This window comes from Pseudonocardia ammonioxydans (assembly GCF_900115005.1).
Classification (GTDB): Bacteria; Actinomycetota; Actinomycetes; order Mycobacteriales; family Pseudonocardiaceae; genus Pseudonocardia; species Pseudonocardia ammonioxydans.
Window position 1 is genome coordinate 42050 of sequence record NZ_FOUY01000032.1, and the last position, 25150, is coordinate 67199.

At 73.5% G+C, this 25150-nt stretch carries 20 protein-coding genes; 8 read left to right on the forward strand and 12 right to left on the reverse strand.

Features of this window, described 5'->3' with window-relative positions; genetic code table 11:
• Positions 1-64: 64 nt before the first annotated feature.
• The 5 genes from BM093_RS25115 to BM093_RS25135 all read right to left on the reverse strand — a co-directional run bounded on the left by BM093_RS25115 (position 65) and on the right by BM093_RS25135 (position 6182).
• The gene (locus BM093_RS25115; RefSeq protein ID WP_245773781.1) at positions 65-2383 is read right to left on the reverse strand and encodes an FdhF/YdeP family oxidoreductase; all 2319 of its coding nucleotides are present in this window, start codon (positions 2381-2383) and stop codon (positions 65-67) included.
• Positions 2384-2519: 136 nt separating this feature from the next.
• Entirely contained in the window at positions 2520-2987 is a 468-nt protein-coding gene (locus BM093_RS25120) for a carboxymuconolactone decarboxylase family protein (RefSeq protein ID WP_093350582.1), read from the reverse strand.
• A gap of 43 nt (positions 2988-3030) precedes the next feature.
• On the reverse strand, positions 3031-3501 hold the full coding sequence (locus BM093_RS25125; RefSeq protein ID WP_093350585.1) for an RrF2 family transcriptional regulator: 471 nt from the start codon (positions 3499-3501) through the stop codon (positions 3031-3033).
• A gap of 39 nt (positions 3502-3540) precedes the next feature.
• A complete protein-coding gene (locus tag BM093_RS25130) occupies positions 3541-5487 on the reverse strand; it encodes an acyl-CoA dehydrogenase family protein (RefSeq protein WP_093350588.1) in 1947 nt (648 codons plus the stop codon).
• On the reverse strand, positions 5484-6182 hold the full coding sequence (locus BM093_RS25135; protein WP_093350591.1) for a TetR family transcriptional regulator: 699 nt from the start codon (positions 6180-6182) through the stop codon (positions 5484-5486). Before BM093_RS25135 ends, BM093_RS25130 begins: the two co-directional genes overlap by 4 nt.
• A 145-nt stretch (positions 6183-6327) precedes the next feature.
• On the opposite strand from BM093_RS25135, the gene BM093_RS25140 reads away from it, so the two are divergent.
• The 6 genes from BM093_RS25140 (at position 6328) to BM093_RS25165 (ending at position 14779) form a co-directional block, all read left to right on the forward strand.
• Complete coding sequence (locus tag BM093_RS25140) at positions 6328-7662, forward strand: acetyl-CoA C-acetyltransferase (RefSeq protein WP_093350594.1); 1335 nt, start codon at positions 6328-6330, stop codon at positions 7660-7662.
• Positions 7659-9026 (forward strand): 3-oxoacyl-ACP reductase, encoded by a 1368-nt coding sequence (locus tag BM093_RS25145; protein ID WP_093350597.1) that lies wholly within the window; start codon positions 7659-7661, stop codon positions 9024-9026. The genes BM093_RS25140 and BM093_RS25145 overlap by 4 nt, the downstream gene beginning before the upstream one ends.
• A gap of 1 nt (position 9027) precedes the next feature.
• The gene (locus BM093_RS25150; protein WP_093350600.1) at positions 9028-9924 is read left to right on the forward strand and encodes a MaoC family dehydratase; all 897 of its coding nucleotides are present in this window, start codon (positions 9028-9030) and stop codon (positions 9922-9924) included.
• Between the two features lie 450 nt (positions 9925-10374).
• Positions 10375-11541: a pyridoxal phosphate-dependent aminotransferase gene (locus BM093_RS25155; protein WP_093350602.1), complete on the forward strand. Its 1167-nt coding sequence runs from the start codon at positions 10375-10377 to the stop codon at positions 11539-11541.
• Between the two features lie 39 nt (positions 11542-11580).
• Positions 11581-13158: an adenylate/guanylate cyclase domain-containing protein gene (locus BM093_RS25160; protein WP_093350605.1), complete on the forward strand. Its 1578-nt coding sequence runs from the start codon at positions 11581-11583 to the stop codon at positions 13156-13158.
• Between the two features lie 4 nt (positions 13159-13162).
• Positions 13163-14779 (forward strand): acyl-CoA synthetase, encoded by a 1617-nt coding sequence (locus BM093_RS25165; protein ID WP_093350608.1) that lies wholly within the window; start codon positions 13163-13165, stop codon positions 14777-14779.
• Between the two features lie 11 nt (positions 14780-14790).
• On the opposite strand, the gene BM093_RS25170 is transcribed toward BM093_RS25165, so the two are convergent.
• On the reverse strand, positions 14791-15468 hold the full coding sequence (locus BM093_RS25170; protein ID WP_177238698.1) for an SIMPL domain-containing protein: 678 nt from the start codon (positions 15466-15468) through the stop codon (positions 14791-14793).
• A 28-nt stretch (positions 15469-15496) separates the two neighbouring features.
• The gene (locus BM093_RS25175; RefSeq protein ID WP_093350614.1) at positions 15497-17332 is read right to left on the reverse strand and encodes a sigma-54-dependent Fis family transcriptional regulator; all 1836 of its coding nucleotides are present in this window, start codon (positions 17330-17332) and stop codon (positions 15497-15499) included.
• A gap of 141 nt (positions 17333-17473) precedes the next feature.
• Between BM093_RS25175 and BM093_RS25180 the strand changes: the two genes are divergently transcribed.
• Positions 17474-18982: a flavin-containing monooxygenase gene (locus tag BM093_RS25180; RefSeq protein WP_245773782.1), complete on the forward strand. Its 1509-nt coding sequence runs from the start codon at positions 17474-17476 to the stop codon at positions 18980-18982.
• Between the two features lie 56 nt (positions 18983-19038).
• Entirely contained in the window at positions 19039-19851 is an 813-nt protein-coding gene (locus tag BM093_RS25185; RefSeq protein WP_093350617.1) for an alpha/beta fold hydrolase, read from the forward strand.
• Positions 19852-19855: 4 nt separating this feature from the next.
• On the opposite strand, the gene BM093_RS25190 is transcribed toward BM093_RS25185, so the two are convergent.
• From BM093_RS25190 to BM093_RS25210, 5 genes are all read right to left on the reverse strand, one after another.
• Positions 19856-21874 (reverse strand): prolyl oligopeptidase family serine peptidase, encoded by a 2019-nt coding sequence (locus tag BM093_RS25190; protein ID WP_093350620.1) that lies wholly within the window; start codon positions 21872-21874, stop codon positions 19856-19858.
• A 14-nt stretch (positions 21875-21888) separates the two neighbouring features.
• Positions 21889-22662, reverse strand: coding sequence for a putative hydro-lyase (locus tag BM093_RS25195; protein ID WP_093350623.1), 774 nt, complete (start codon positions 22660-22662; stop codon positions 21889-21891).
• On the reverse strand, positions 22659-23420 hold the full coding sequence (locus tag BM093_RS25200) for a LamB/YcsF family protein (RefSeq protein ID WP_093350628.1): 762 nt from the start codon (positions 23418-23420) through the stop codon (positions 22659-22661). The genes BM093_RS25195 and BM093_RS25200 overlap by 4 nt, the downstream gene beginning before the upstream one ends.
• A gap of 37 nt (positions 23421-23457) precedes the next feature.
• Positions 23458-24669 (reverse strand): NRAMP family divalent metal transporter, encoded by a 1212-nt coding sequence (locus BM093_RS25205; protein WP_093350664.1) that lies wholly within the window; start codon positions 24667-24669, stop codon positions 23458-23460.
• Positions 24670-24712: 43 nt separating this feature from the next.
• Positions 24713-25150: transposase (locus BM093_RS25210; protein ID WP_177238699.1), on the reverse strand; the 438-nt coding region annotated here is incomplete at its 5' end.

The following is a 25150-nucleotide window of genomic DNA, read 5'->3' on the forward strand; positions in this document are numbered from 1 at the left end:
CATTCCGATCCGCACCCACCGATGCGGTGACCGGCCTCACGCGGCCGGTCTCCGGCGGGCGGCGTCAGGCTCCGGCACGGGCGGGCTCGAGCCGCACCTGCACCCACTTCGAGGTCGGGCAGCGGGAGCCCTCGGCGAACGAGTCCAGCGGGACCAGCGGGTTGGTCTCCGGGTAGTACGCCGCGACGCAGCCCTTCGGCGTCGCGTAGGAGACCAGCCGGAAGTCGTCGGCCCGGCGCTCCGAACCGTCGACCCACTCGCTGACCAGGTTCACCCGGTCGCCGTCGGCGAAGCCGAGCTCGCGCAGGTCGGCGGGGGAGATGAACACCACCCGGCGTCCGGAGTGGATACCGCGGTAGCGGTCGTCCAGGCCGTAGATCGTGGTGTTGAACTGGTCGTGGCTGCGCAGGCTCTGCAGCACCAGCCGCCCGGCGGGCAGGGTCGCGACCTGGATCGGGCTGACGGTGAACTCCGCCCGGCCGGACGCCGTCGGGAAGCTGCGGCTGTCCCGCGGGGGGTGCGGCAGCGTGAAGCCCCCGGAACGGGCGACCTTCTCGGCGTAGGCCTCGCAGCCCGGGACGACGCGGCCGATCGACTCCCGGATGCGGCCGTAGTCGCCGGCGAACTCCGCCCACGGCACGGCGTGGTCGTCGCCGAAGGTCGCCCGGGCGATGCCGCAGACGACGTCGACCTCGGAGCGCAACAGCTCGCCGGCCGGCTGCGAGCGGCCGTGCGAGGCGTGCACGGCCGACATCGAGTCCTCCACCGTGACCTGCTGGAGCCGGCCGCCGGTCAGGTCCTTCTCGGTGCGGCCCAGCGCGGGCAGGATCAGCGCGTCGGTGCCGGCGACCGCGTGCGAGCGGTTGAGCTTGGTCGAGACCTGGACGGTGAGCGCGCAGTTCTCCAGCGCCCGCTCGGTGACGCCGGTGTCCGACATGGCCTGCGCGAAGTTGCCACCGAGCCCGACGAAGACCTTCCCGGGGGCGGCGTCCATCGCCTTGACCGCGGCGATCGAGTCGTGGCCGTGCTCGCGGGGCGGCTCGAAGCCGAACTCGTCGCGCAGCGCGTCGAGGAAGCTGTCCGGCATCTGCTCCCAGATGCCCATCGTGCGGTCGCCCTGCACGTTGGAGTGGCCGCGGACCGGGCACAGCCCCGCGCCCGGCTTGCCGATCATCCCCTGCAGCAGCGCGACGTTCACCATCTCCTTGATGGTGTTCACCGCGTTGCGGTGCTGGGTGATGCCCATCGCCCAGCAGTTCACGACCCGCTTCGAGCCGGCGATCATGTCCGCGGCCCGCTCGATCTGCGCCCAGTCCAGACCGGTGGCGCGGACGACGGCGTCGCGGTCGAGGTCCGCGACGTGGGCCGCGTACTCGGCGAAGCCGTGGGTGTGCCGGTCGATGAACTCGCGGTCCAGCACGGTGCCGGGGTCGCGCTCCTCGGCGGCCAGCAGCAGGTGACCGAACGCCTGCCACAGCGCGAGGTCGCCGTCCGAGCGGATCTGGAGGAACTCGTCGGCGATCCGGGTGCCGATCCCGGCCATGCCGCGCGCCGTCTGCGGGTTGTCGAACCGGATCAGGCCGGCCTCGGGCAGCGGGTTGATCGCGATGATCCGGGCGCCGTTGCGCTTGGCGATCTCCAGCGCCGAGAGCATCCGCGGGTGGTTGGTGCCCGGGTTCTGCCCGGAGATCACGATCAGGTCGGCCTCGTGGATGTCGCGCAGCGACACCGTGCCCTTGCCGACGCCGATCGACTCCGCGAGCCCGACCCCGGTCGACTCGTGGCACATGTTCGAGCAGTCGGGGAGGTTGTTCGTGCCGAAGGCGCGGACCAGGAGCTGGTAGACGAACGCGGCCTCGTTGGACGCGCGCCCGGAGGTGTAGAAGATCGCGTCGTCCGGCGAGGCGAGCGCCGTGAGGTGCTCGGCGACCAGCTCGAACGCGCTCTCCCAGCTGATCGGCTCGTAGTGCGTGCCGCCGCCCCGGCGGACCATCGGGTGCAGCAGGCGGCCCTGGCTCTCCAGCCAGTGCCCGGTGCGGGTCTTCAGGTCCTCGATCGAGTGCTGGGCGAAGAACTCCGGGGTGACCTGCCTGCGGTCGCCCTCCCAGGCGACGGCCTTGGCGCCGTTCTCGCAGAACTCCGCGGTGTGCCGCTCGCCCGGCGCGGGGTCCGGCCAGGCGCAGCTCATGCAGTCGAAGCCGTCGACCTGGTTGAGCGAGAGCAGGTTGCGGGCGGTCTTGACCAGGCCCTGCTCGGCGAGCGAGCGGCGCATCGAGATCGCGACGGCCTTCGCTCCGGCCGCGGACGTCTTCCGGTCGGTGACGCGGAGCTCGGACTCCGCGTGATCGACGGAGTGGTCGACCGAGTGGGGGATCGGGGACACGGGCACCTCACCTGCGCTGGCATCGCCGTCGGGGAACGGCCTTCGACACGATCGAGCCTAGGCAGGTCGCGACGTGGACGTCCGCCCGACCGGCGGTGGATCGGCTCACACCGGGATGCCACCGCCGGTGCGGTGCTCAGGCCGCGCCGCGGTGGCTGCCCGCGATCTGGCGGGTGGCGACGCTGATCCGGTTCCAGGCGTTGATGGTGGCCACGGTGGTCACGAGCAGGGCCAGCGCGTGCTCGTCGAACACGGCGGCGGCCTCGTCCCACACCTCGTCGGGTACCGCGTCGGCGCGGTCGGCCAGCCGGGTCATCGACTCGGTCAGTGCGAGCGCGGCCCGTTCCTCGCGGGTGAACCACGGCGCCTCCCGCCAGGCAGCGACCGCCATCAGGCGCTCGGTGCGCTCCCCGTGCTCGAGCGCGTCGTGCGAGTGCATGTCCACGCAGAACCCGCACCCGTTGATCTGGCTGGCACGCAGCCGGACGATCTCCTGGATCGGGACCGGGAGGACGTCGGGGTCGCGGGTGGACCGCTCCAGTGCGGACAGTGCCCGGTAGCTCTCCGGCACGTGCGAGTACGGCTTCGGCATGCGCGGTTCCATGGGCGGTTCCTCTCGGTCGGGATGGGCGCTGGTCGCGCTCCGCTCAGGCGGTGAGTGCGTCCCGGACGCGGTCGGCCGCGCCGGGGGTGTGCCGGAGGACGTCGTCGGAGACGTCGGCGAGCGATCGTGCGGCGAGCTCGCGGCGCCAGGCCAGCTCGGCCCGGCGCATGCTCAGCGAGATCGCACAGGTGTCCGGATAGTCCGCCCCGGGGTCGCCGCCGGGGCCGGCGGCGAGGATCGAGGTGCAGCGGAACGCGTCCTCCGGGCCCTCCAGGGCGACGACGACGTCGAGCAGCGACACCTCACCCGGCGGGCGGGCCAGCCGGAAGCCGCCCCGCGGGCCCGGGACGGACTCGCAGAGCCCGGCCCGGACCAGGGCCTGCAGCTGCTTGTTCAGGTAGGCGGGCGGCAGGTCGTACAGTGCGGCGAGCCGGGACGCCGGGACCGGCGTGCCGGTCCAGGCGAGGTTGAGACAGCAGTGCAGCGCCCACTCGACGCCCTGGCCCATCCGCATGATCTGGACACTACATATCCAGGATGTCTGGTGTCCAGGTTATTTCCCGGGTGCGGGGGCCCACGCCTCGTCGTCGAGCATCGGGCAGGCCAGCCGGTTCTCCGGGATGCCGAACGCGTCGACCAGCGTCCGCGCATACGGCCGCAGCTCGCCGCACAGCTCGTTCACCAGCGGCCGGACCGACCGGGCCTCGGCCGCGGTGAGCCGGCCGGTCTGCAGGTACCAGGCACGCTCGCGGTCGATCACCGAGAGCACGTGCAGGTCGTACACGCGTTCCAGCAGCGCCCGCACCCCCGGCTCGCGCACCGCCTCGACCGCCTCCCGGAACGACGTCTCGACCAGCACGTCGACGTGCGCGCGGGCGGCGACCAGCAGCAGGTCCTGCGCGTCGTTGAACACCGCGAACTCGTCGTTGCCGGTGCGCAGGGCCGGGGCGAGGTGCCGGACCGCGGTGGCCAGGGTGTCGGCGCGCCGGGTCTCGAGCAGCGTGCGACGGCGCCCGCGGTCGGTCAGGTCGAGCCCGCGCCACGGCAGGCGCCGGGCCAGCGAGGCCGCGCCGGTGCGCTCGGCGAGCACCCCGGCCAGCTGGCGCCCCGCCAGCGGCGCGATCTGCAGCGGGTTCCCCTTCTTGATCGTCCGGCCGTAGTCGGCCAGCAGCTCCTTGGCCAGCAGCTGCAGCAGCACGGTGTTGTCGCCCTCGAAGGTGGTGAACACGTCGGTGTCCGCCTTCAGTGCGGGCAGCAGGTTCTCCTCCAGGTAGCCCGCGCCGCCGCAGGCCTCCCGGCAGGTCTGGATGGTGTGCGTGGCGTGCCAGGTGGCGACCGCCTTGATCCCGGCCGCCGACTGCTCCAGGGTCCGCTGCTCGCGGGCGCCCGCCGGGCCGGAGCCGGGGGCCTGGATCGCGTGCATCCGCGCCACCAGGTCGTCCTGGGTGAAGTGCAGCGCGAACGTCGTCGCCAGTGCGGGCAGCAGCTTGCGCTGGTGGGCGAGGTAGTCGAGGACGGCGATCTCCTCGCCGGTGGACGGGTCGGAGAACTGGCGGCGCCGCTCGCCGAACCGGACGGCGAGGGCCAGCGCCTTCTGCGCCGCCCCGCCCGCACCACCCGCGACGCTGATCCGGCCGCGGACCAGCGTGCCCAGCATGGTGAAGAACCGCGCGGTCCCGTTCTCGATCGGCGAGGAGTACGTGCCGTCCTCGGCGACGCCGGCGAACCGGTCGAGCAGGTTCTCGCGCGGGATCCGCACCTGCTCGAAGCTCAGTCGTCCGTTGTCGACGCCGTTGAGGCCGGCCTTGCGGCCGTCGTCGCCGATGATGACGCCGGGCGCCGGGCGGCCGTCGGCGTCGCGGATCGGGACGAGGAACGCGTGCACTCCGGGCCGGTGCTCGCCGGTGATCAGCTGGGCGAACACCACCGCCATCCGCCCGTCGCGGGCGGCGTTGCCGATGTAGGTCTTGCGGGCCTGCGGGTACGGCGTGTGTACGACGAACTCGCGGGTCGCGGGGTCGTAGGTCGCGGTGGTGTGCAGGTGCTGCACGTCCGACCCGTGCCCGGCCTCGGTCATCGCGAAGCAGCCGAGCAGGTCGCCGTCGATGATCGGGCGCAGGTACCGCTCGTGGTGCCGCTCGGTGCCCAGTACCTGCACCGCGCCACCGAACAGTCCCCACTGGACCCCGGCCTTGACCAGCAGCGACAGGTCGCCGTAGGCGAGCATGGCGAACGCGGTGACCACACCGCCGACGTCGCCGTCGCCGCCGACGGACGGGTCGAAGCCGCTCTGCGGGCGCCCGGACGCGGTGAGGACCTTGAGCGCGTCGGTGATGCGCGCGCGGTACTCGGCCGAGGACAGGTCCGGGTCCGGGTGCAGCTCGGCCGCGGCGAGCTGCTCGCGGGTCTCCTGGCGGACGTGGGCCCACCGGCCGTCGACGACGGTCCGCAGGGCGTCCGCGGGGATCGCGCCGGGAGCGGGCAGGGTGTGCCGGGTCATGATCGAACCTCCTGCGCGTGCGGGGCCAGTCCGGACAGCCCGGACCAGGCCAGATCGGTGAGGTGGGCGGTGAGCCGGTCGCGGGAGGTGCCGTCCGGGCGGGCCAGCCAGTCGTCGGCGGCACCCCGGACCAGGCCGACGATCGCGTGCCCCCAGATCCGGGCGACCGGTGTCCCGCCGGCGCCGGACGGCGCGGGCAGGTAGCCGGCGATCGCCCCGGCGACCTCGTCGCCGATCACCGTGACCAGGTCGTTGACCGGGTCGGTGCCGGAATCGGCGGCGTCACCGGTGCCCCGGCGCCCGCCGTGGCCCTGGGCGAGCAGCGGCCGGTGCACGACGAAGCGGTACAGCTCGGGATCGCTCTCGATCAGCTGCAGGTAGGCGTCGATGCCGGCGGCGACGGCGGCCCGCGGTCCGTGTGCGGGGTCGGCGAGCGCGTCCGCGGTGGCGCGGCGCACCTCGGCGAGCAGGACCCCGGCCACCGACTCGCAGATCGCGGTGTAGAGGCCGGTCCGGTCGCCGAAGTGCCGGTAGATCACGGTCTTGCTGGTGCCCGCCGCGGCGGCGATCTCGTCCATGCCGAGTCCGGCGCCCTGGCGGCGGATCGCCCCGATGGCGGAGCCGACGAGCTGGACCCGCCGCTGCTCACGGTGCGCGTCCCACCGGCTGTCGCGCCTGTCCCGTCCCACCTTCACGGCACCAACAGTACCGTGTACCTTGGGTATCGGCTACTCGGTGGTAGTGCCGGACCGCAGGAACCATGCTCCGCCCGCCGGCGACCGCGCGCAGCGTCGTCGTCGCCGGTGCTCCGGAGCGGGACCGACCCCAGGAGGACGACCCATGCCAGCCAGTCCCCGGCGCGCCGCCGTCATCGGCGGCAACCGGATCCCGTTCGCGCGGGCGAACCGGGCCTACGCGAACGCGACCGACCTCGACATGCTCACCACCACACTGGACGGTCTGGTCGCCCGCTTCGGCCTGGCCGGTGAGCGGCTCGGCGAGGTCGTGGCCGGAGCGGTCCTCAAGCACTCGCGCGACTTCAACCTCACCCGCGAGGCCGTCCTCGGCTCCCGGCTGGCCCCGGCGACCGCGGCCTACGACGTGCAGCAGGCCTGCGGCACCGGCCTGCAGGCCACGATCGCGGTGGCCAACAAGATCGCCCTCGGGCAGATCGAGTCCGGAGTGGCCGGTGGGGTGGACAGCGCGTCCGACGCCCCGATCGCGCTGAACGACGACCTGCGCCGGGTGCTGGTCAAGCTGAACGCGGCCCGGAGCACGACCGAGCGGCTCGCGCTCGTCGGGCAGCTGCGGCCGGGCCAGATCGTCCCGGAGATCCCGCGGAACGCGGAGCCGCGCACCGGGCTGTCGATGGGCGAGCACGCGGCGCGCACCGCGCTCGAGTGGGGCATCGGCCGCACCGAGCAGGACGAGCTCGCCGCGCGCAGCCACCGCAACCTGGCCGCCGCCTACGACCGCGGCTTCTTCGACGACCTGCTCACCCCGTACCTCGGGCTCACCCGCGACGACAACCTGCGTCCGGACTCGTCGGCGGACAAGCTCGCGACGCTGAAGCCGGTGTTCGGCAAGGGACCGGACGCGACGATGACGGCCGGCAACTCCACCCCGCTGACCGACGGTGCCGCGCTGGTGCTGCTCGGGTCCGACGAGTGGGCCGCCGAGCACCGGTTGCCGGTGCTGGCGCACGTGGTGGACGCGGAGACCGCGGCGGTCGACTACGTGCACGGAGGCGGAGCTCGCGGAGCCGACCATCGGCACAGCACTGACGGTCTTCTGACTGCCGGGGTGTTCGCGGTGCCGCGGCTGCTGGAGCGCCACGGCCTGTCGCTGCAGGACTTCGACCTCTACGAGATCCACGAGGCGTTCGCCTCGGTCGTGCAGGTGCAGCGCCGGGCCTGGGAGGACGCACGGTTCTGCCGGGAGCGGCTGGGCCGCGACGGCGCCCTCGGAGCGATCGACGACGGCCGGCTCAACGTCGCCGGTTCCTCGCTCGCCGCCGGGCACCCGTTCGCCGCGACCGGCGGGCGGATCGTCGCGACCCTGGCGACGCTGCTGCGCGAGAGGGCCGACTCCGAGAAGACCGACCAGCGCGGGCTCATCTCGATCTGTGCCGCCGGCGGCCAGGGCGTCGTCGCGATCCTGGAGACGAAGGCATGACCGGCAACGATCTTCTGGCGACCCTGTCCAACACCCCGATCGCCCGGCAGCTCGGCGTGCCGACGGTGCCGGCCCTGCGCCGGCACCGCCCCGGCGACCCGCTGCTGGCCGGCCCCGTCCTCGTCGCGTCCGCCGGGACGGGCCGGTTCGCGACGCCGGTCGCGGCGTTCGTCGAGGAGCACGGGCAACCGGCGGTGAGCGAGCCGGCGGAGGAGACGCTGCACGGCGTCGTCGTCGACCTGTCCGGCGCGACCACGCTGGCCGACCTCGCGGCGGCCCAGCAGATCCTCACCCCCGCCGTGCGCCGGCTCGGGCCGTCCGGCCGGCTGCTGCTCATCGGGGCCGAGCCGGCCGAGGCCGTGGCCTCGGCCGGTGCCGAGGCGGCGGCGGTAGCCCAGGGGCTCGACGGGCTGGTCCGTTCGATCGGCAAGGAGCTGCGGGCCGGGGCGACGGCGAACCTGCTCGTCGCGGCGGAGGCCACCCCGCCCGCCGCCCTCGACTCGTCGCTGCGGTTCTTCCTGTCCGCCCGCTCGGCCTACGTCGACGGCCAGGTCGTGCACGTCGGGACGCCGGTCGGCACCCCGCAGGAGCCGGCCGAGGTCGACGACCCCCGTGCCGAGGAGCGCCCGCTCGCGGGGCGGACCGCCGTGGTCACCGGCGCCGCCCGCGGGATCGGTGCCGCGGTCGCCGACACCCTCGCCCGGGACGGCGCGACGATCGTCGCCGTCGACGTCCCGGCGGCCGGGGAGGGCCTGGCGGCGACCGCCAACCGCACCGGCGGGACCGCGCTGCAGCTCGACATCACCGCCGACGACGCACCGGAGCGGCTGCTGAGGCACCTGGCCGAGCGGCACGGCGGCGTCGACCTCGTGGTGCACAACGCCGGCATCACGCGGGACAAGCTGCTCGCCAACATGACCGAGGACCGCTGGAACGCGGTGCTCGCGGTCAACCTGGGCGCCCAGCTGCGGATCAACGAGGCACTGCTCGCCGCGGGCTCCCCGCTGCACGACGCCGGCCGGATCGTCTGCGTCTCGTCGCAGTCCGGGATCGCGGGCAACCGCGGCCAGACCAACTACGCCGCCTCCAAGGCCGGGGTGATCGGGATGGTCCGGGCGCTCGCACCGCGGTTCGCCGGGCGCGGGGCCACGATCAACGCTGTCGCGCCCGGGTTCATCGAGACCGAGATGACGCAGACGATGCCGCTGGGCACCCGCGAGGCCGGGCGCCGGGTCAACTCGCTGCGCCAGGGCGGGCTCCCGGTCGACGTCGCCGAGACCATCGGCTGGCTCGGCCGGGCCGAGTCCGGCGGGCTGAACGGGCAGGTCGTGCGGGTGTGCGGCCAGTCGATGCTGGGGGCCTGAGATGGCGGTCACCGAACTGCACGGCGCCCCGTCGCTGGGCCCGCTCTACGCCTCGGCCGCCGTCGGGGCCGTGCTCCCGGGGCGGGCGACGACCCTGCCGGACACCGAGCTGGTCCGCCGCGGGGTCACCGTCGACCCGGGACACTTCGCCGACTACGCCCGCGTCTGCGGGTTCCGGGTCGGGGCCGCGCTGCCGGTGACCTACCCGCACCTGCTCACGTTCGGCCTCCAGGTCGTGCTCATGGCCGGCCGGTCGTTCCCGCTGCCGCTGCCCGGGCTCGTGCACCTGGCGAACCGGATCACCGTGCACCGGGCGATCGCGCCGTCGGAGAACCTCGACGTGCGGGTGTGGGCGGAGCGCTTCACCGCGCACCCGAAGGGTGCCCGGGTCGACCTGGTCGGCGAGGTGGCGGCGTCCGGCGAGCCGGTGTGGGAGGGGCGCAGCACCTACCTCGCCCGCGGGGCGTCCGCGCCCGGCGATCCCGGCGGCGGCAGTGGCGACGGTGACGGCGGTGACGAGGTTGCCGAGCCCTCCGAGCCCGCCGTGCCGACCGGACCGGCGAGCGCGCTGTGGCGGCTCCCGGGCGACCTCGGTCGCCGCTACGCCGCCGTCTCCGGGGACGTGAACCCGATCCACCTGTACCCGCTGACGGCGAAGGCGATGGGCTTCCCGCGGGCGATCGCGCACGGCATGTGGACCGCGGCCCGGGCCGTCGCGGCCCTCGAGGGGCGCCTCCCCGACGCGTTCACCTACGACGTCGTGTTCCGCAAGCCGCTGCTGCTGCCCTCGACCGCGGAGCTGGTCACCGCGCGCGACGACGACGGCGGGTGGCGGGTCGCCGTCCGCGGTGCCCGCGACGCGGAGCGGATCCATCTCGTCGGCCACGCCGGTCGATAGCAGTGCGCACGACCCGGCCGGGTGGACAGGGTCCGATCGCCCGGTCGGGTGGTTCTGAATCGGTTCGCGTGCCGGTACAGCAACGCCGGGGCGGTGACGGACGTCCACCCCTGTGTCCACCATTCGTCATCCGACAGTCGAGAGGGGGTCACGCATGAACGCCACGACCGACGACACCGCCGTCTCCGCCGAGGTGGAGGAGCACGAGGACGAGTCGCACATCGTCCGCGGGCTGGACTGACCGGCGGGCCGGGCCGACCGCGGACCGATCGCGGGCCGGACCGGAAGGCCGCACCACGCAGGCTCGCCCGGCGACGGTGGAACCCCACCGGGCCCGGGGCAGGCACGGGGTAGCGCAGAACCTCGATCAGGCGCTGCGCCGCCCGTCGTCGTGGGGTGCCGACCGGCTCACGGCCGCACGCACCGGCCGGACGCCTAGGGTGACCGACCATGCTGGTCGAACGCATGCGCCCGTTCACCTCCACGATCTTCACCGAGATCTCCCGGCTCGCCGCCGAGACCGGGGCGATCAATCTCGGTCAGGGGTTCCCGGACACCGACGGGCCCGCGTCCCTGCTCGCGGACGCCGCCGCGAACATCACCGAGCGCGGGGTGAACCAGTACCCGCCCGGCCCGGGCGCGCCGTCGCTGCGCCGGGCCGTCGCCGACCACCAGCGCCGCTTCTACGGGCTCGACGTCGACCCGGCCGACGTCGTCGTCACCACGGGCGCCACCGAGGCCATCGCGGCCACCCTGCTCGGGCTCTGCGAACCGGGCGACGAGGTCGTGGCCTTCGAACCGACCTACGACTCCTACGCCGCATCGGTCGCGCTGGCCGGCGCGACCCTGCGGCCGGTGACCCTGCACCCGCCGCACTTCGGGTTCGACGACGACGAGCTCGCCGCCGCCTTCTCCGACCGCACCCGGGTGGTGCTGGTCAACACCCCGCACAACCCGACCGGGGCCGTGTTCACCCGCGCGCAGCTGACCCGGATCGGGGAGCTCGCGGTCGCGCATGACGCCGTCGTCGTGACCGACGAGGTCTACGAGCACATGACGTTCGACGACGCCGAGCACATCCCCATGGCAACGCTGCCGGTGCCCGGGCTGGCCGAGCGCACGCTGACGATCTCCTCGGCCGGCAAGACGTTCTCGGTGACCGGCTGGAAGGTGGGGTGGGTGCACGGCCCGCCCGAGCTGGTCGCCGCCCCGCGGGCGGTGAAGCAGTTCCTCACCTTCCACGGCGGGGCCCCGCTGCAGCCGGCCGTGGCGAACGCGCTGGCCCTCGGCGACGACTTCTACGCCACGGCCGCCGCCGACCTGACCCGCAAGCGCGACCTGCTCTCGGCCGGCCTGCGCTCGGCCGGGTTCGACGTGCTCACCGCCCGCGGCACCTACTTCGTCGTGGCCGACCCGCGCCCGCTCGGCTTCGACGACGGGGTCGATCTCGCCTGGAAACTGCCCGAGCTGTGCGGGGTCGCGGCCGTGCCGGTGTCGGTGTTCTGCCAGTCCGCCGCGGCGGTGGCGGCGACCCGGCCGCTGGTGCGTTTCGCGTTCTGCAAGCGCGACGAGGTGCTCGCCGAGGCGGCCGACCGGCTGACCGGGCTGCGCGGCTGAGCGGCCTGCCCTCACCCGTCCGGCCTAGAATCCGCGATCATGACGGAGGAGCGGCAGGCCCGGCCGGGACGCCCGGTCGTCGGCCTGCCGGCGCGGGCCCTGATCGCGTCCGTGGTCGTCACCGCGAACGTGGGCGGGGCGTCGGTCGTGCTGGCGATCGCGGCGTTCGTGCTGCCCCGCGGGCAGCTGCTCGACGCCGCCGGGATCCGGCTGGTCAACCTGGCCGTGCTGGGGGGCTACCTGCTGGTGGCGATCCCGCTCGGCATCGGGCTCGGGCGGCGCACGCTCACCCTGCGCCGCTCGACGTCCGACGTGGACCAGGCGCAGCGACACCTGGTGCTCGCCGCGCCGGCGCGGATCAGCCGGATGATCGCCGTCCTGTGGCTGCTGGCCGCGGTGCTGTTCTGCCTGCTCAACCTGCGCTACTCCGGGCGGCTGGCGTTCTCGGTGACCGCGACGGTCGCGATCGGCGGCGTCACCACGTGCGCGCTGTCCTACCTGCTCGTCGAGCGGATGCTGCGCCGGGCCGCGGCCCGGGTGCTGTCCGGCCGCCCGCCCCGGCGGCGCCGGCTGGTCACCGGCGTGATGCTGCGCTCGGTCGGGTTCTGGGTGGTCGGGACCGCGGTCCCGCTGTCCGGGGTGATGCTGGCCGGGCTGGTCGCGCTGGTCTACGGCGACACCTCCCCGACCCAGCTCGCGGTGGCGATGCTGGTGCTGGGCGGTGCGGCGCTCGGCTCCGGGCTGCTCACCACGATCGGCGCCGCCCGGGCCATCGCCGACCCGGTGCTGGCCGTGCGCCGCGCGCTCGCCCGGGTGCAGGACGGCGACCTCGACGTGCGCGTGCCCGTCTACGACAACACCGAGCTCGGTCAGCTGCAGGCCGGGACGAACGGCATGGTCGAGGGCCTGCGCGAGCGGGACCGGCTGCGGGACCTGTTCGGCAGGCACGTCGGCCGCGACGTCGCCGAGGCCGCCGCCGCGCGGTCCGGGGAGATCCGGCTCGGTGGTGAGGTGCGCCCGGTCGCGGTGCTGTTCGTCGATCTCGTCGGGTCGACGATGATGGCCGCCCGCCGCCCGCCGGAGGAGGTCGTCGCCCTGCTCAACCGGTTCTTCGGCGTGGTCGTCGAGTGCGTCGAGCAGTCCGGCGGGTGGATCAACAAGTTCGAGGGCGACGCCGCCCTGGCGATCTTCGGGGCGCCGCTGGACCTGGACGGCGCCCCCGCCGCCGCGCTCGCCGCCGCCCGCCGTGCCGGGCACCGCCTCGCCGCGGAGATGCCCGAGATCGAGGCCGGGATCGGTGTCTCGGCGGGCGACGCCGTCGCCGGCAACCTCGGTGACCCGCGCCGGTACGAGTACACCGTCATCGGCGACCCGGTGAACGAGGCCGCCCGGCTCACCGACGTCGCCAAGTCGGTGCCCGGCCGGGTCGTCGCCGCCCAGCGTGCGGTCGACGCCGCCGGCGCCGAGGCGGCCCACTGGCGTGCCGACGACACGGTCACGCTGCGCGGCCGGGACGAGCCCACCGCGGTCTGGGTGCCCGTGAGTGGTTACCGCGGCCCTGACCGCGATAACCACTCACGGGCGGGTGACGGGATCGGCGGGGGTCGGGCAGGATGACGCCATGAGCAGCGCCGCCTCCGGGTTCAGCGAGCAGACGACCGCCGCGATCACGCGGGCCCGCCGGCATTCGATCGGTGACCTGCTGCACCGCACGGCGAAGCGGTACCCGGGCAAGGTCGCGGTCGTCGACGCCGGTGCGCGGTGGAGCTTCGCCGAGTTCGACGCCGCGGTGAACCGCTGCGCGGCCGCGCTGGCGGGGCAGGGCCTGGTCAAGGGGGACCGGCTTGCGCTGCTGTCGCACAACTGCCGCCAGTTCGGCGTCCTGACGTTCGCGACCGCGCGTCTGGGCGTCGTGCTCGTGCCGGTGAACTTCATGCTCGGGCCGGAGGAGATCGCCTACATCCTCGACCACTCGGGGGCGAAGGCGTTCGTCGCCGAGGACGCGCTGGTGCCGGTCGCGGAGAAGGCGCTGGCCCAGTCCGCGGACCCCGCGACGATCCGCGGGTCGATCGCGCTGTCCGGGCAGGCCCCGGCCGGCGGCTGGGCCGACGTCGACACCTGGATCGACGGGGAGGGCGACCCGGGCCAGCCCGACGTGCACGTCGGCGACGACGACCCGCTGCGCCTGATGTACACCTCCGGCACCGAGTCGCGGCCCAAGGGCGTCATGCTGCCGTCGCGTTCGCTGATCACCCAGTACGTCAGCTGCATCGTCGACGGCGGGATGACCCACGACGACGTCGAGCTGCACTCGCTGCCGATGTACCACTGCGCGCAGCTGGACTGCTTCTTCTCCGTCGACGTCTACCTGGGCGCGACCAGCATCATCCTGCCCGCCCCGGACCCGGCGACGGTGCTGGCGACGATCGAGCGGGAGAAGGTCACCAAGCTGTTCTGCCCGCCGACGGTGTGGATCTCGCTGCTGCGCCACCCGGACTTCGACTCGACCGACCTGTCCAGCCTGCGCAAGGGCTACTACGGCGCCGCCGCGATGCCGGTGGAGGTGCTGCAGGAGCTGTCCCGGCGGCTGCCGAACGTGTCGCTGTGGAACTTCTACGGCCAGACGGAGATGTCACCGCTGGCCACGATCCTGCGGCCGGAGGAGCAGATCGAGCGGGCCGGGTCGGCGGGCCGCGCCTCGCTCAACGTCGAGACCCGGGTGGTCGACGAGGCCGGCGAGGAGCTCCCGCCCGGCGAGATCGGTGAGATCGTGCACCGTTCCCCGCAGGCGACGCTGGGCTACTACAACGACGAGGAGAAGACCGCGGACGCGTTCGCGGGCGGCTGGTTCCACTCCGGCGACCTGGGTGTGATGACCGAGGACGGCTACCTGTCGGTCGTCGACCGCAAGAAGGACATGATCAAGACCGGTGGGGAGAACGTCGCCTCCCGCGAGGTCGAGGAGGCCGTCTACCTGCTCGAGGGCGTCGCCGAGGTGGCGGTGTTCGGGGTCAGCCACCCGCACTGGATCGAGGCGGTGACCGCGGTCGTCGTCCCGAAGGAGGGGGTGACGCTCACCGAGGAGCAGGTGCACGCCCACGCCCGGGAGAAGCTGGCCGGTTACAAGCGGCCCAAGTACGTCGTGTTCGCCGAGGCGCTGCCGAAGAACCCGAGCGGCAAGATCCTCAAGCGGGAGCTGCGCACCGAGCACGCCGGCATCGCCGACCGGGAGGCCTGAGCGGGGCCCGCTCAGGCCGGCGCGACGACGAACTCGGCCTCGACGGCGGCCCGGACGGTGATGTCGTCGGGGGCGAGCAGCGCGCCCAGCCCGTCGTCGGACTCGGGTGCGGCGCCGGCGGGCGCGGCGGCGAAGGCTCGCGCCGCGACCGGGGCGGGCCGCGTGTCGAGCAGCCCGACGTCGGCGATCGACCGGGCCGAGACGGTGCCGAGGTCCAGGGCGTCGGCGTAGTCCTGGGCCCGGGCGAGGGCCTGCCGCAGTGCCTCCTGCCGGGCCACCCGCTCGACCTCGCGGCGGTGCTCGCCGGACAGGTCCCAGTCGATCCCGCGGACCCCGACGTTCTCCAGCGCTCCCAGCTGGGACAGCCAGCCGCCGAGCCGGGCGACGTCGTCGAACTCCACCGCCAGCGACACCGACGCGTGGTGCACCGGCGGCCGCGGGCGGCCCTTGTGCGAGGGGTGCTGCACCGACGTGCGGACCTGGTCGACGACGTAGCGGCGCACCGGCCCGGCGTCCGGGTCGTGCCAGGCCCGGACGTCGGCGAGCACCGTGCCGCAGTCGGCCTCGACCCGCGCCCGCACCGGCCCGGGCTCGGACCCCTGCGCGCGCACCACCACCCGGGCGGTGCCGCGCTCGGCGGGGACCTCGCGCTCGTACTCGCCCCGGACCCGGATCACGACCTCGTTCACACCGACGACGCTAACCCGTGAGCGCCGGTCAGTCGGTGATCCCGTACAGACGGATCTTGCGGTAGAGGGTGGAGCGGGCCAGCCCGAGCGCACCGGCCGCGGCCACCCGGTTGCCGCCGGCGTCGCGCAGCGCCGCGACGATCGTGTCCCGCTCCGCCTGGTCGACCGCGCGCAGCGAGCTCCGCGGGACGCTCTGGCAGGACTCGGGCAGGTCGGAGGGCTCGATGCTCCCGACCGGGCGCCGGGCGAGCGCACCGGTCAGTGCCTCGCGCAGCTCGGCGACGTTGCCCGGCCAGGTGTGGCGGGCCAGCACCCGGTGCGCGGCCGGGGACAGCCGGACCTCGCGCTGCGGGGCCAGCTCGGCCAGCAGGGACTCGGCCAGCTCGGGCAGGTCCGCGGAACGGTGGCGCACCGGGGGCACCGTCGCCGACCACCGGAACCGGTCGAGCAGCGCGCCGTACGCGGGCCCACCCACGGCGTCGTCGGAGGCGGTCGCCGCGATCCGCAGCGGCCGGCCGGGCGGCCGCGGGTCGTCGAGCGCCGCGCTCAGGGTCTCGAGCGCCGCATCCGGCAGCCGGTCGACGTCGCGCAGCACGAGCAACCGGTCCGGGTCCGGGTTGCGGATCACGTCCGCCACCGGCCCGGGCGCGTCCGTCAGCTGCTCCGAGCCGACAGCCAGGACGTTCCCGGGGCCGTGCAGCTCGCCGTCGGTGTCGGTCAGCATCCGGCAGCGGCCCGACCCCGGCTCGCCGAGGACCAGCACCGCCGTCGGCGACTCCGCCAGTGCCCCGGCAACCGTGGCCCGGGCCGCCCGCCACGCCGGGGCACGGCTGGCGGCGGCGGGCCCGCGCGCGCCCGGCACCGGCCCCGCGGTGTGCTCGGCCGGCCGGCCCGCGGTGCGCGCCCGGGAGCGGGCGACGAGCACGACCCCCGCGTCGTCCTGCGGAACCGTGACCGTCCCGACCATCCCGGCGACCGAGTCGCCGACCGCGACCACCGTCCCGCGCAGCCGTACCCGGGTCCCGGACGGCAGGTCGACGCCCTCGTCGGTCGACGCGGTCCGGAACATCACGAACCGCATGTGGTCCTGCAGCGCGAGCAGGTCCCCGGCATCGAGCAGGCTCTGGGTGAGCGCGTTGGTCAGCACCGTGCGCCGGCCGACGGCCAGCACGGCCCGCCGGCCGCGGGCATCGGCCCGGGCGTCGGCCCGGGAGTAGGCACTGAGCAGGGCCTGTTGCCCGGGGTCGCGGTCGAGCAGCAGCGCCTCCTGGATCTGCGCCGCCGCGGACCGGACGAGCGAGTGCAGCACCGGTGAGGAGTGCTCGGACCGGCAGCTGATGTCGAGGACCCCCTCGATCCGGCGGGTGAGCGGGTCGCGCACCGGGGCGCCGGCGCAGGCGTAGCTCTGCAGCCGTTCCACGAAGTGCTCGGCGCCGACGATGTGGACCGACTCGCCGGACTCCAGGACCGTCCCGACGCCGTTGGTGCCGACCTCCCCCTCGCCGTAGCCGAACCCGGTGGCGAAGTTGTTCCCGTCGGCGAGCACACCGATCCCGCGCTGGGTGTCGCGCCGCGCGACGAGCCGCGCGTGGTCGTCGGTCAGCGCGATGCACACGGGGACGTCCGCGACCTGCTCGGCCAGCCGGTCGATGACCGGCTGCGCGCACCGCACGAGCCGGGAGTCGAGCTCGAGGTCCGGGTGGTAGCGGTTGGCGATCGTCCCGGGATCGACGCCCAGGGCGAGGCTGCGCCGCCAGGACGCCGCCACGTGGTCCCGGACCCCGAGCAGGTCCACGTCGCTCCGGTCCAGGTGCCCCACCCGGGCTCGGGTGAGCGGTGTCCGTCCGACCGGGGTGTGTGTCATCGACCACTCCTGTAGTGCGCTCCCTCACATCATGCGGGCGTGGTCAAGTCCGCGCGCTGTCCGAGATTGGGACACCCGTGGGCGCGCCACCCGGGCCTACGTTCGGCCCGGATCCCTTCATCGTCGAACGGAGGACGTGGCATGACCGCCATGACCGGTGCCACCACGACCGAACGCGACCGGCAGGACACCGAGCACGTCGACGTCCTCATCGTGGGAGCCGGTGTCTCCGGCATCGGTGCCGCCCACCACCTGCGCGAACGGTTCCCGGACCGCACGTTCACGATCCTGGAGGCCCAGGACGACCGCGGCGGGACGTGGTGGACCCACCAGTACCCGGGTGCGCGCTCGGACAGCGACCTGTTCACCTACGGCTACCGGCACAAGCCGTGGCGCGGGCCGTCGATCGCCGGTGGCGGCCAGATCCTGTCCTACCTCGACGAGGTCATCGAGGAGGACGATCTCGCCGGCCACATCCGCTACCACCACCGCGTCACCGACCTGGCCTGGTCGTCGGAGGAGCGCCGGTGGACCGCCGAGGTCACCCGCACCGACACCGGTGAACGGCTGCGCCTGACGACCGACTTCCTGTGGATGTGCCAGGGCTACTACAACCACGACGACCCCTACACCCCCGAGTGGCCGGGCACCGACCGGTTCGAGGGCCGGATGGTGCACCCGCAGGCCTGGCCGGACGACCTCGACTGCACGGGGAAGAAGGTGTTGGTCATCGGGTCCGGCGCGACGGCGGCGACCGTGGTCCCGGCGGTGGCCGGCACCGCCGAGCACGTGACGATGCTGCAGCGCTCGCCGTCGTACTGGTTCCCCGCGCCGACGGTGCACGAGCTCGCCACGATGCTCGAACCGCTGGACCTGCCCGACGAGTGGACGCACGAGATCCTGCGCCGGACCTACGTCCAGCAGCTCGACTGGCTGGCCACGACCGGGCGCGACGATCCCGATCAGCTGCACGAGTTCCTGGTCGAGACGATCCGCCCGCTGCTGCCCGAGGGCACCGACGTCGAGAAGCACTTCGTCCCGCGCTACCGGCCGTGGCAGCAGCGGATCGCGTTCGTGCCCGACGGCGACTTCTTCACGGCCATGCGCGAGGGCCAGGCCTCGGTCGTCACCGACGAGATCGCCGAGTTCACCGAGAAGGGTGTGCAGCTCGCGTCGGGCGAGGTGATCGAGGCGGACGTCGTCGTCACCGCGACCGGGTTCAACCTCTCGGTGCTCGGTGACATCCCGTTCCGGGTCGACGGCGAGCCGGTCGACTTCACCGGGCGCGTCACCTGGCGCGGGATGATGATCAGCGGTGTGCCGAACATGGCGTACTCGTTCGGCTACTTCCGGCACAGCTGGACGCTGCGGGTGGACCTGATCAACGACGTCGTCGCGCGGATCTTCGAGCGGATGGCCGAGCGCGGCGCGAGCACGGTGGTGCCCGAGCTGCGCCTCGGTGACGAGGACATGCCGCTGCTGCCGTGGAGCGACCCGGCGAACTTCAACCCCGGCTACGTCATGCGCTCGCAGGACAAGATGTTCCGCCAGGGCGACCGGGAGCCGTGGACCCACATGCACGAGCACGACCACGAGCGGGCGTCGCTGCCCGCCGCCGACCTCGACAACGGTTTGAACTTTCGCCCGTGAGTGGTTGTCGCGGCCCTGACCGCGATAACCACTCACGGGCTCCGAAGGAGCCCCCCATGCCCCAGACGAGAATCCGCACCGGCATCACGGTGAACCACGAGACCACCGGCAGCGGCGAGCCGTTGCTGCTGATCATGGGAACGTCCGGCTCGATCCCGCTGTGGGGCGAGCTGACCGCCCGGCTCGCCGAGGACCATCAGGTGATCACCTATGACCTGCGCGGTCTCGGTGGCACCGAGCGCGGCGACGGGCCGATGACCGTCGCGTCGCTGGCCGAGGACGCCGCGGCCCTGCTCGAGGCGCTGGACGTGCCGCGGGCGCACGTCCTGGGCTGGTCGCTCGGGTCGGCGATCGCGCAGGAGCTCGCGCTGGCCTACCCGGACCGCGTCGCCTCCACGGTGATGTACGGGACCTGGGCGCGCTGTGACGGGTTCCAGCGCTCTGTGCTCTCCGCGCTCCGGCTGCCCTACGTGCACCGGGACATGGAGGCGGCGCTGGCCGCGTCCGGCATCGCGTTCTCCCCGGAGCTGCTCGACCGGCCCGACTTCGAGGAGCTGCTGGGGCCGCTGATCCCGGCCTTCCCGCAGAACGAGGCGCAGATGCAGGCGACCGTCGAGCAGTGGGACGCCGACCTGGCCCACGACACGCTCGACCGGCTCGGATCGATCACCGCACCGACCCTGGTCCTGGTCGGCGAGCAGGACCTGCTGACGCCGCCGTGGCAGTCCCGCAAGGTCGCCGACGCGATCCCCGGGGCCCGGTTCGAGCTCGTCACCGGGCCCGGGTCGAGCCACGGCATGCACATCGAGCGCCCCGAGGACGTGGTGAAAATGGCTCGTGAGTGGTTTTCGCGGTCGGAGCCGCGATAACCACTCACGGGCGGCGAAGCCGCTCCAGGAAGGTGTAGGCCAGCGCCGCCATCTTCGCGGCCTGCGCGTTGTCCGCGGCGCCGCCGTGGCCGCCCTCGATGTTCTCGTAGTAGGTGACGTCGTGGCCGGCCGCGGCGAGTGCCGCGGCGAACTTGCGGGCGTGGCCGGGGTGCACCCGGTCGTCGCGGGTCGAGGTCAACAGGATCACCGGCGGGTACGTGGCCGCCGGGTCGATCAGGTGGTACGGCGAGAACGTCCGGATGAACTCCCAGTCCTCGGTGTCCGGGTCGCCGTACTCGGCCATCCAGGACGCCCCGGCGAGCAGGTGGCTGTAGCGCTTCATGTCCAGCAGCGGCACCTGGATGACGACCGCGCCGAACAGCTCCGGGTAGCGGACCAGCATGTTCCCGGCCATCAGCCCGCCGTTGCTGCCGCCCTGCACGGCCAGGTGGGCCGGGGCGGTGATCCCGCGGTCCACCAGGTCGCGGGCGACGGCGGCCATGTCCTCGTAGGCCCGCGGCCGGTTCTCGCGCAGCGCGGCGCGGTGCCAGCGCGGGCCGTACTCGCCGCCGCCGCGCAGGTTGGCGACCGCGTACACGCCACCGCGCTCCAGCCAGGACCGGCCGATGCCGCCGGAGTAGCCGGGGGTCAGCGCGATCTCGAAGCCGCCGTAGCCGTAGAGCAGGGTCGGTGCGGTGCTGTCGAACGCCAGATCCTTCGGGCGGACCAGGAAGTACGGGACGCGGGTGCCGTCGTCGCTGGTCACGAAGTGCTGCTCGATGACGTGCCCGGAGGCGTCGAAGAAGGCGGGTGAGCTCTTGAGCGTCTGCGGCTGCTCGCCCGGGCGCGCGATCGCCAGCGAGGACGGGGTGAGGTAGTCGGTGACGACGAGCCACACGTCGTCGGACTCGTCGGAATCCACGGCGGACACGTCGACGCTGCCGAACTCGGGCGCCCCGGTGAACGCCGACCGCGCCCAGCCGTCCTCGCCCGGGGTGAGCACGGACAGCCGGTTGGCGACGTCCTCCAGCACGTTCAGCACCAGGTGGTGCCGGGTCCAGGTGTAACCCGCCAGCGACGACGACGCGCTCGGTGCGAACAGCACCTCCCAGCGCGCGGTGCCGGCCAGGACGTCGTCGAACCGGGCGGCGAGCAGGGACCCGGCGGCGAAGCGCCCCCAGTCCTCGCGCAGCTCGAGCACCAGCCACTCGCGCTGGACGTCGGCGATCGCCGAGTCCGGCACGTCGACCTTGCGCAGTGTCGTGCCCTCGACCAGGTACAGCTCGTCGGAGTAGAAGTCGATCGCCCGGCGGACGAAGTCGCGCGGGTAGCCGGGCGTCTGGTCGTGGTGGGCGCTCACCGACAGGTCCTCGGTGCCACCCTCGAAGATCACCGGGGCGTCGGCGAGGGCGGTGCCGCGGGACCAGCGGCGCACGGTCCGCGGGTAGCCGGAGCTCGTCGTCGTCCCGGGGCCGAAGTCGCTGGAGACCCACAGGGTGTCGCGGTCGATCCAGCTCACCCCGCCCTTCGCCTCCGGGCGGACGAACCCGGACGCGGCCCCGTCCGGTGCGACCCAGTCCTTCGTGCCGAGGTCGAACTCGCGGGTGACGTCGGCGTCCGCACCGCCGCGGGACAGGTCGATCAGGGCGCGGTCGAGGTCCGGGCGCAGGAACCGGGCACCGTGCCAGACCCAGTTCTCGCCCTCGGCCTCGTTGAGCGCGTCGAGGTCGAGCAGGACCTCCCACTCGGGATCGTCGGTGCGGTACTGCTCGGGTGTGGTGCGCCGCCACAGGCCGCGCGGGTTCTGCTCGTCGGTCCAGAAGTTGTAGTACAGCCCGCCGCGCTGCACGACCCACGGGATGCGGGCGCGGGCGTCGAGCACCTCGCGGATGCCGGACTCCAGCCCGGCGAACAGCTCGGTACCGGTCAGCCGTTCCTCGGTGCCGGCGTTGTGCCCGGCCACCCAGCGCAGGGCCTCCTCACCGGTGACGTCCTCGAGCCAGGCGTGCGGGTCGTCCGTCATGCCACGATCATGACTCAGATCCGGTAGTCGGTGTCCCGGGCATCGGTGATCAGCATCCGGCCGGGCTCGTGGGTGATCGCCAGCGGCAGCCGGGACTCGAGCACGGCGGCCTGCGGGGTCACCCCGCAGGCCCAGAACACCGGCACCTCGCCGTCGGCCACCGGCACCGGGTCGCCGTAGTCGGGCGCGCCGAGATCGGCGATCCCCAGCGCGGCCGGGTCCCCGCAGTGCACCGGGGCACCGTGCACCTGCGGGTAGCGGGCGGTGACCTCCACCGCGGTGTCCACGAGAGCCCTCGGGACCGGACGCATCGACACCACCAGCGGCCCGGACATCCGCCCGGCGCGCCGGCACCGCCGGGTCGTCCGGTACATCGGGACGTTGCGGCCCAGCTCGATGTGCCGCACCGGCACCCCGGCGTCGAGCAGCGCGTTCTCGAAGGTGAAGCTGCACCCGATCAGGAAACCCACCAGGTCGTCGCCCCAGTGCTCCACGACCTCCGACGGCCGGTCGGCCAGTTCCCCGTCGCGGTACACGCGGTAGCCGGGCAGGTCGGTGCGGACGTCCCCCTCGAGGATCGCGCCGGCGAACTCGCCGGGTTCCAGGACGTCGAGCACCGGGCACGGCTTCGGGTTGCGCTGGGCGAACAGCAGCACGTCCCAGGCGTACTCCTGCGGGACCGCGATCAGGTTGGCCTGGGTCCAGCCGGCGCACCAGCCCGACGTCGGGGTGGAGAGCCCCGCGCGGAACCGTTCCCGGGCCCGGGCCGGGGTGAGCCCGGCGGTCACGGTGCGAACGCCGTGATCTCGACGCCGGCCCGGGACAGCGCGTCGCGGACCTGGCGGGCCATCGCGACGGCGCCGGGCGAGTCCCCGTGCACGCAGGCGGACTCGGCGCGGACGGCGACGTCGCTGCCGTCGACGGCGCGGACCACGCCGTGCTCGATCATGCGGACCACCCGTTGCGCGGCGGCGCCCGCGTCGTCGAGCAGGGCACCGGGCTCGCGCCGTGGCACCAGGCCGCCCTCGGGGGTGTAGCCGCGGTCGACGAAGAACTCCGGCACCGCGCGCAGCCCGGCCGCCTCCGCGGCGGCCAGCAGCTCCGATCCGGGCAACCCCAGCACCGGCAGCGCCGGGTCGTAGGCGCGGACGGCCTCGACCACGGCTCGGGCCTGCGCGGTGTGGGTGCGGGTCGCGTTGTAGAGGGCGCCGTGCGGTTTCACGTAGCGGACCCGGGTTCCCGCCACCCGGCACAGCGCCTCCAGCGCGCCGATCTGGTAGAGCACGTCGTCGGTCAGCGCGGCCGGCTCGACGTCGAGGAACCGGCGTCCGAACCCGCGCAGGTCCGGATAGGCCACCTGGGCGCCGACGGCGACCCCGGACGTGGCCGCCCGCTCGGTCGTCGCCCGCAGCGTCGTCGGGTCCCCGGCATGGAACCCGCAGGCGACGTTGGCCGAGCTGACCAGCCCGAGCATCGCGTCGTCGTCCCCGAGGACCCACTGGCCGTAGGACTCGCCGAGGTCGGCGTTGAGGTCGATGAGAGTCATGGTTCACCGCTTCCCGAGGTTCCCGGTTTCCCGAGGGTCACAGCTTCCCGAGGTTCTCGGCCACGAACTGGTACCCGATGAACAGCGTCACCAGCCACCCCGCGACGCCCGCGCCCAGCAGCCAGCGCGGGTAGCGGTACCCGCCGAGCAGGTCGGAGCGGCGCCACGCCACCCACAGCAGGATGGTGAACCCGATCGGCAGGATCAGCCCGTTGAACGCCCCGGCGAAGATCAGCAGCGTGACCGGGGTGGTGCCGGCGACGAGGAAGACCGCGGTGCTGAGCACGATGAAGCCCACGGTCAGCAGGTTCGTGGTGCGCTGCGGGGTCTCCCGGGAGGTCAGGAACGACACCGAGGTGTAGGCCGCGCCGATCACCGAGGTGATCGCGGCGGTCCACAGGATGAGGCCGAACAGCCGCACGCCCACCTCGCCTGCGGCGGCGCCGAACGCGGTGGCGGTCGGGTTGTCGGAGTCGGCCAGGTTCACCCCGCCGGCGACGACGCCGAGGATCGCCAGGAACAGCAGGACCCGCATGACGGCGGTGACCAGGATCCCCTGCACGGAGCTGCGGGCGACCTGCCCGGCGTGCTCCGGCCCGGACAGCCCGGAGTCGAGCATCCGGTGCGCGCCCGCGTAGGTGATGTAGCCGCCGACGGTCCCGCCGATCAGGGTGGTGATGACCAGCCAGCTGACCTGGTCGGGCAGCACCGTCTGGCGCAGCGCGTCCCCGACCGGTGGCCCGGACACGATCGCGACGTAGGCGGTCAGGCCGATCATCAGCACGCCGAGCACGACGACGATGCGGTCCAGCGCGGCCCCGGCCCGGCGGACCGTGAAGATCGCGATCGCGACGACGGCGGAGATCGCGCCGCCGATCGCGGGCGGCAGCCCGAGCAGCGCGTTCAGCCCGAGCCCGGCGCCGGCGACGTTGGCGATGTTGAACACCAGCCCGCCGACCACGACCAGCACGGTGAGTACCCAGCCGGCACCCGGGGCGACCCTGTTGGCGAGCTCGTGGGCGCGCATCCCGGAGACGCCGACGACCCGCCAGACGTTCATCTGGATCGCCACGTCGACCAGGATCGACACGAGGATCGCGAAGGCGAACGCCGCACCGAGCTGGGCGGTGAACTCCGTGGTCTGGGTGATGAAGCCGGGGCCGATGGCGCTCGTGGCCATCAGGAACATCGCTCCGAGCAGGGCGCTCCGAGTGGCCGGTCTGGCCGGTCGTGCCGTGTCCTCGCTCATCGCCGCCTCCCGGGGCCGGTGCACGGTTGCTGCTAGTGCCTCGTCAGGCAACGTTCGGTAGGTAATCGGGCCTGCGGATTTTGGACTCGGGGGCGAAGTGTCGCTTCGGGCGGGCGTGGCGGTTGGCCCAGCGGATGTAGCCGGCGATCGCGGCCTCCTGGGCGGTGTGAGAGGGGTAGTCGCTGCCGTCGAGGGTGAAGTAACGCAGCGCGGTGAACTCCGACTCGATCCAGTTCAGCCACGACGCGTTGGTCGGAGTGAACACCAACTCGACGTCGTGGGTCGCGCACCAGGCGGCGACCTCGGTCTTGAGGTGCGGGGAGAAGTTGTCACAGACGACGTATAGCCGCCCGGTGGGGAACCGACGCCGGAGCTGGCGCAGGAAGTCGAGGAACTCCTGCCAGCGTTTGCGGTCGCGGAGTCGATAGAACATCTGCCCAGAAGCCAGATCGAGCCCGGAGAGCATGTGCCGGACTCCGCC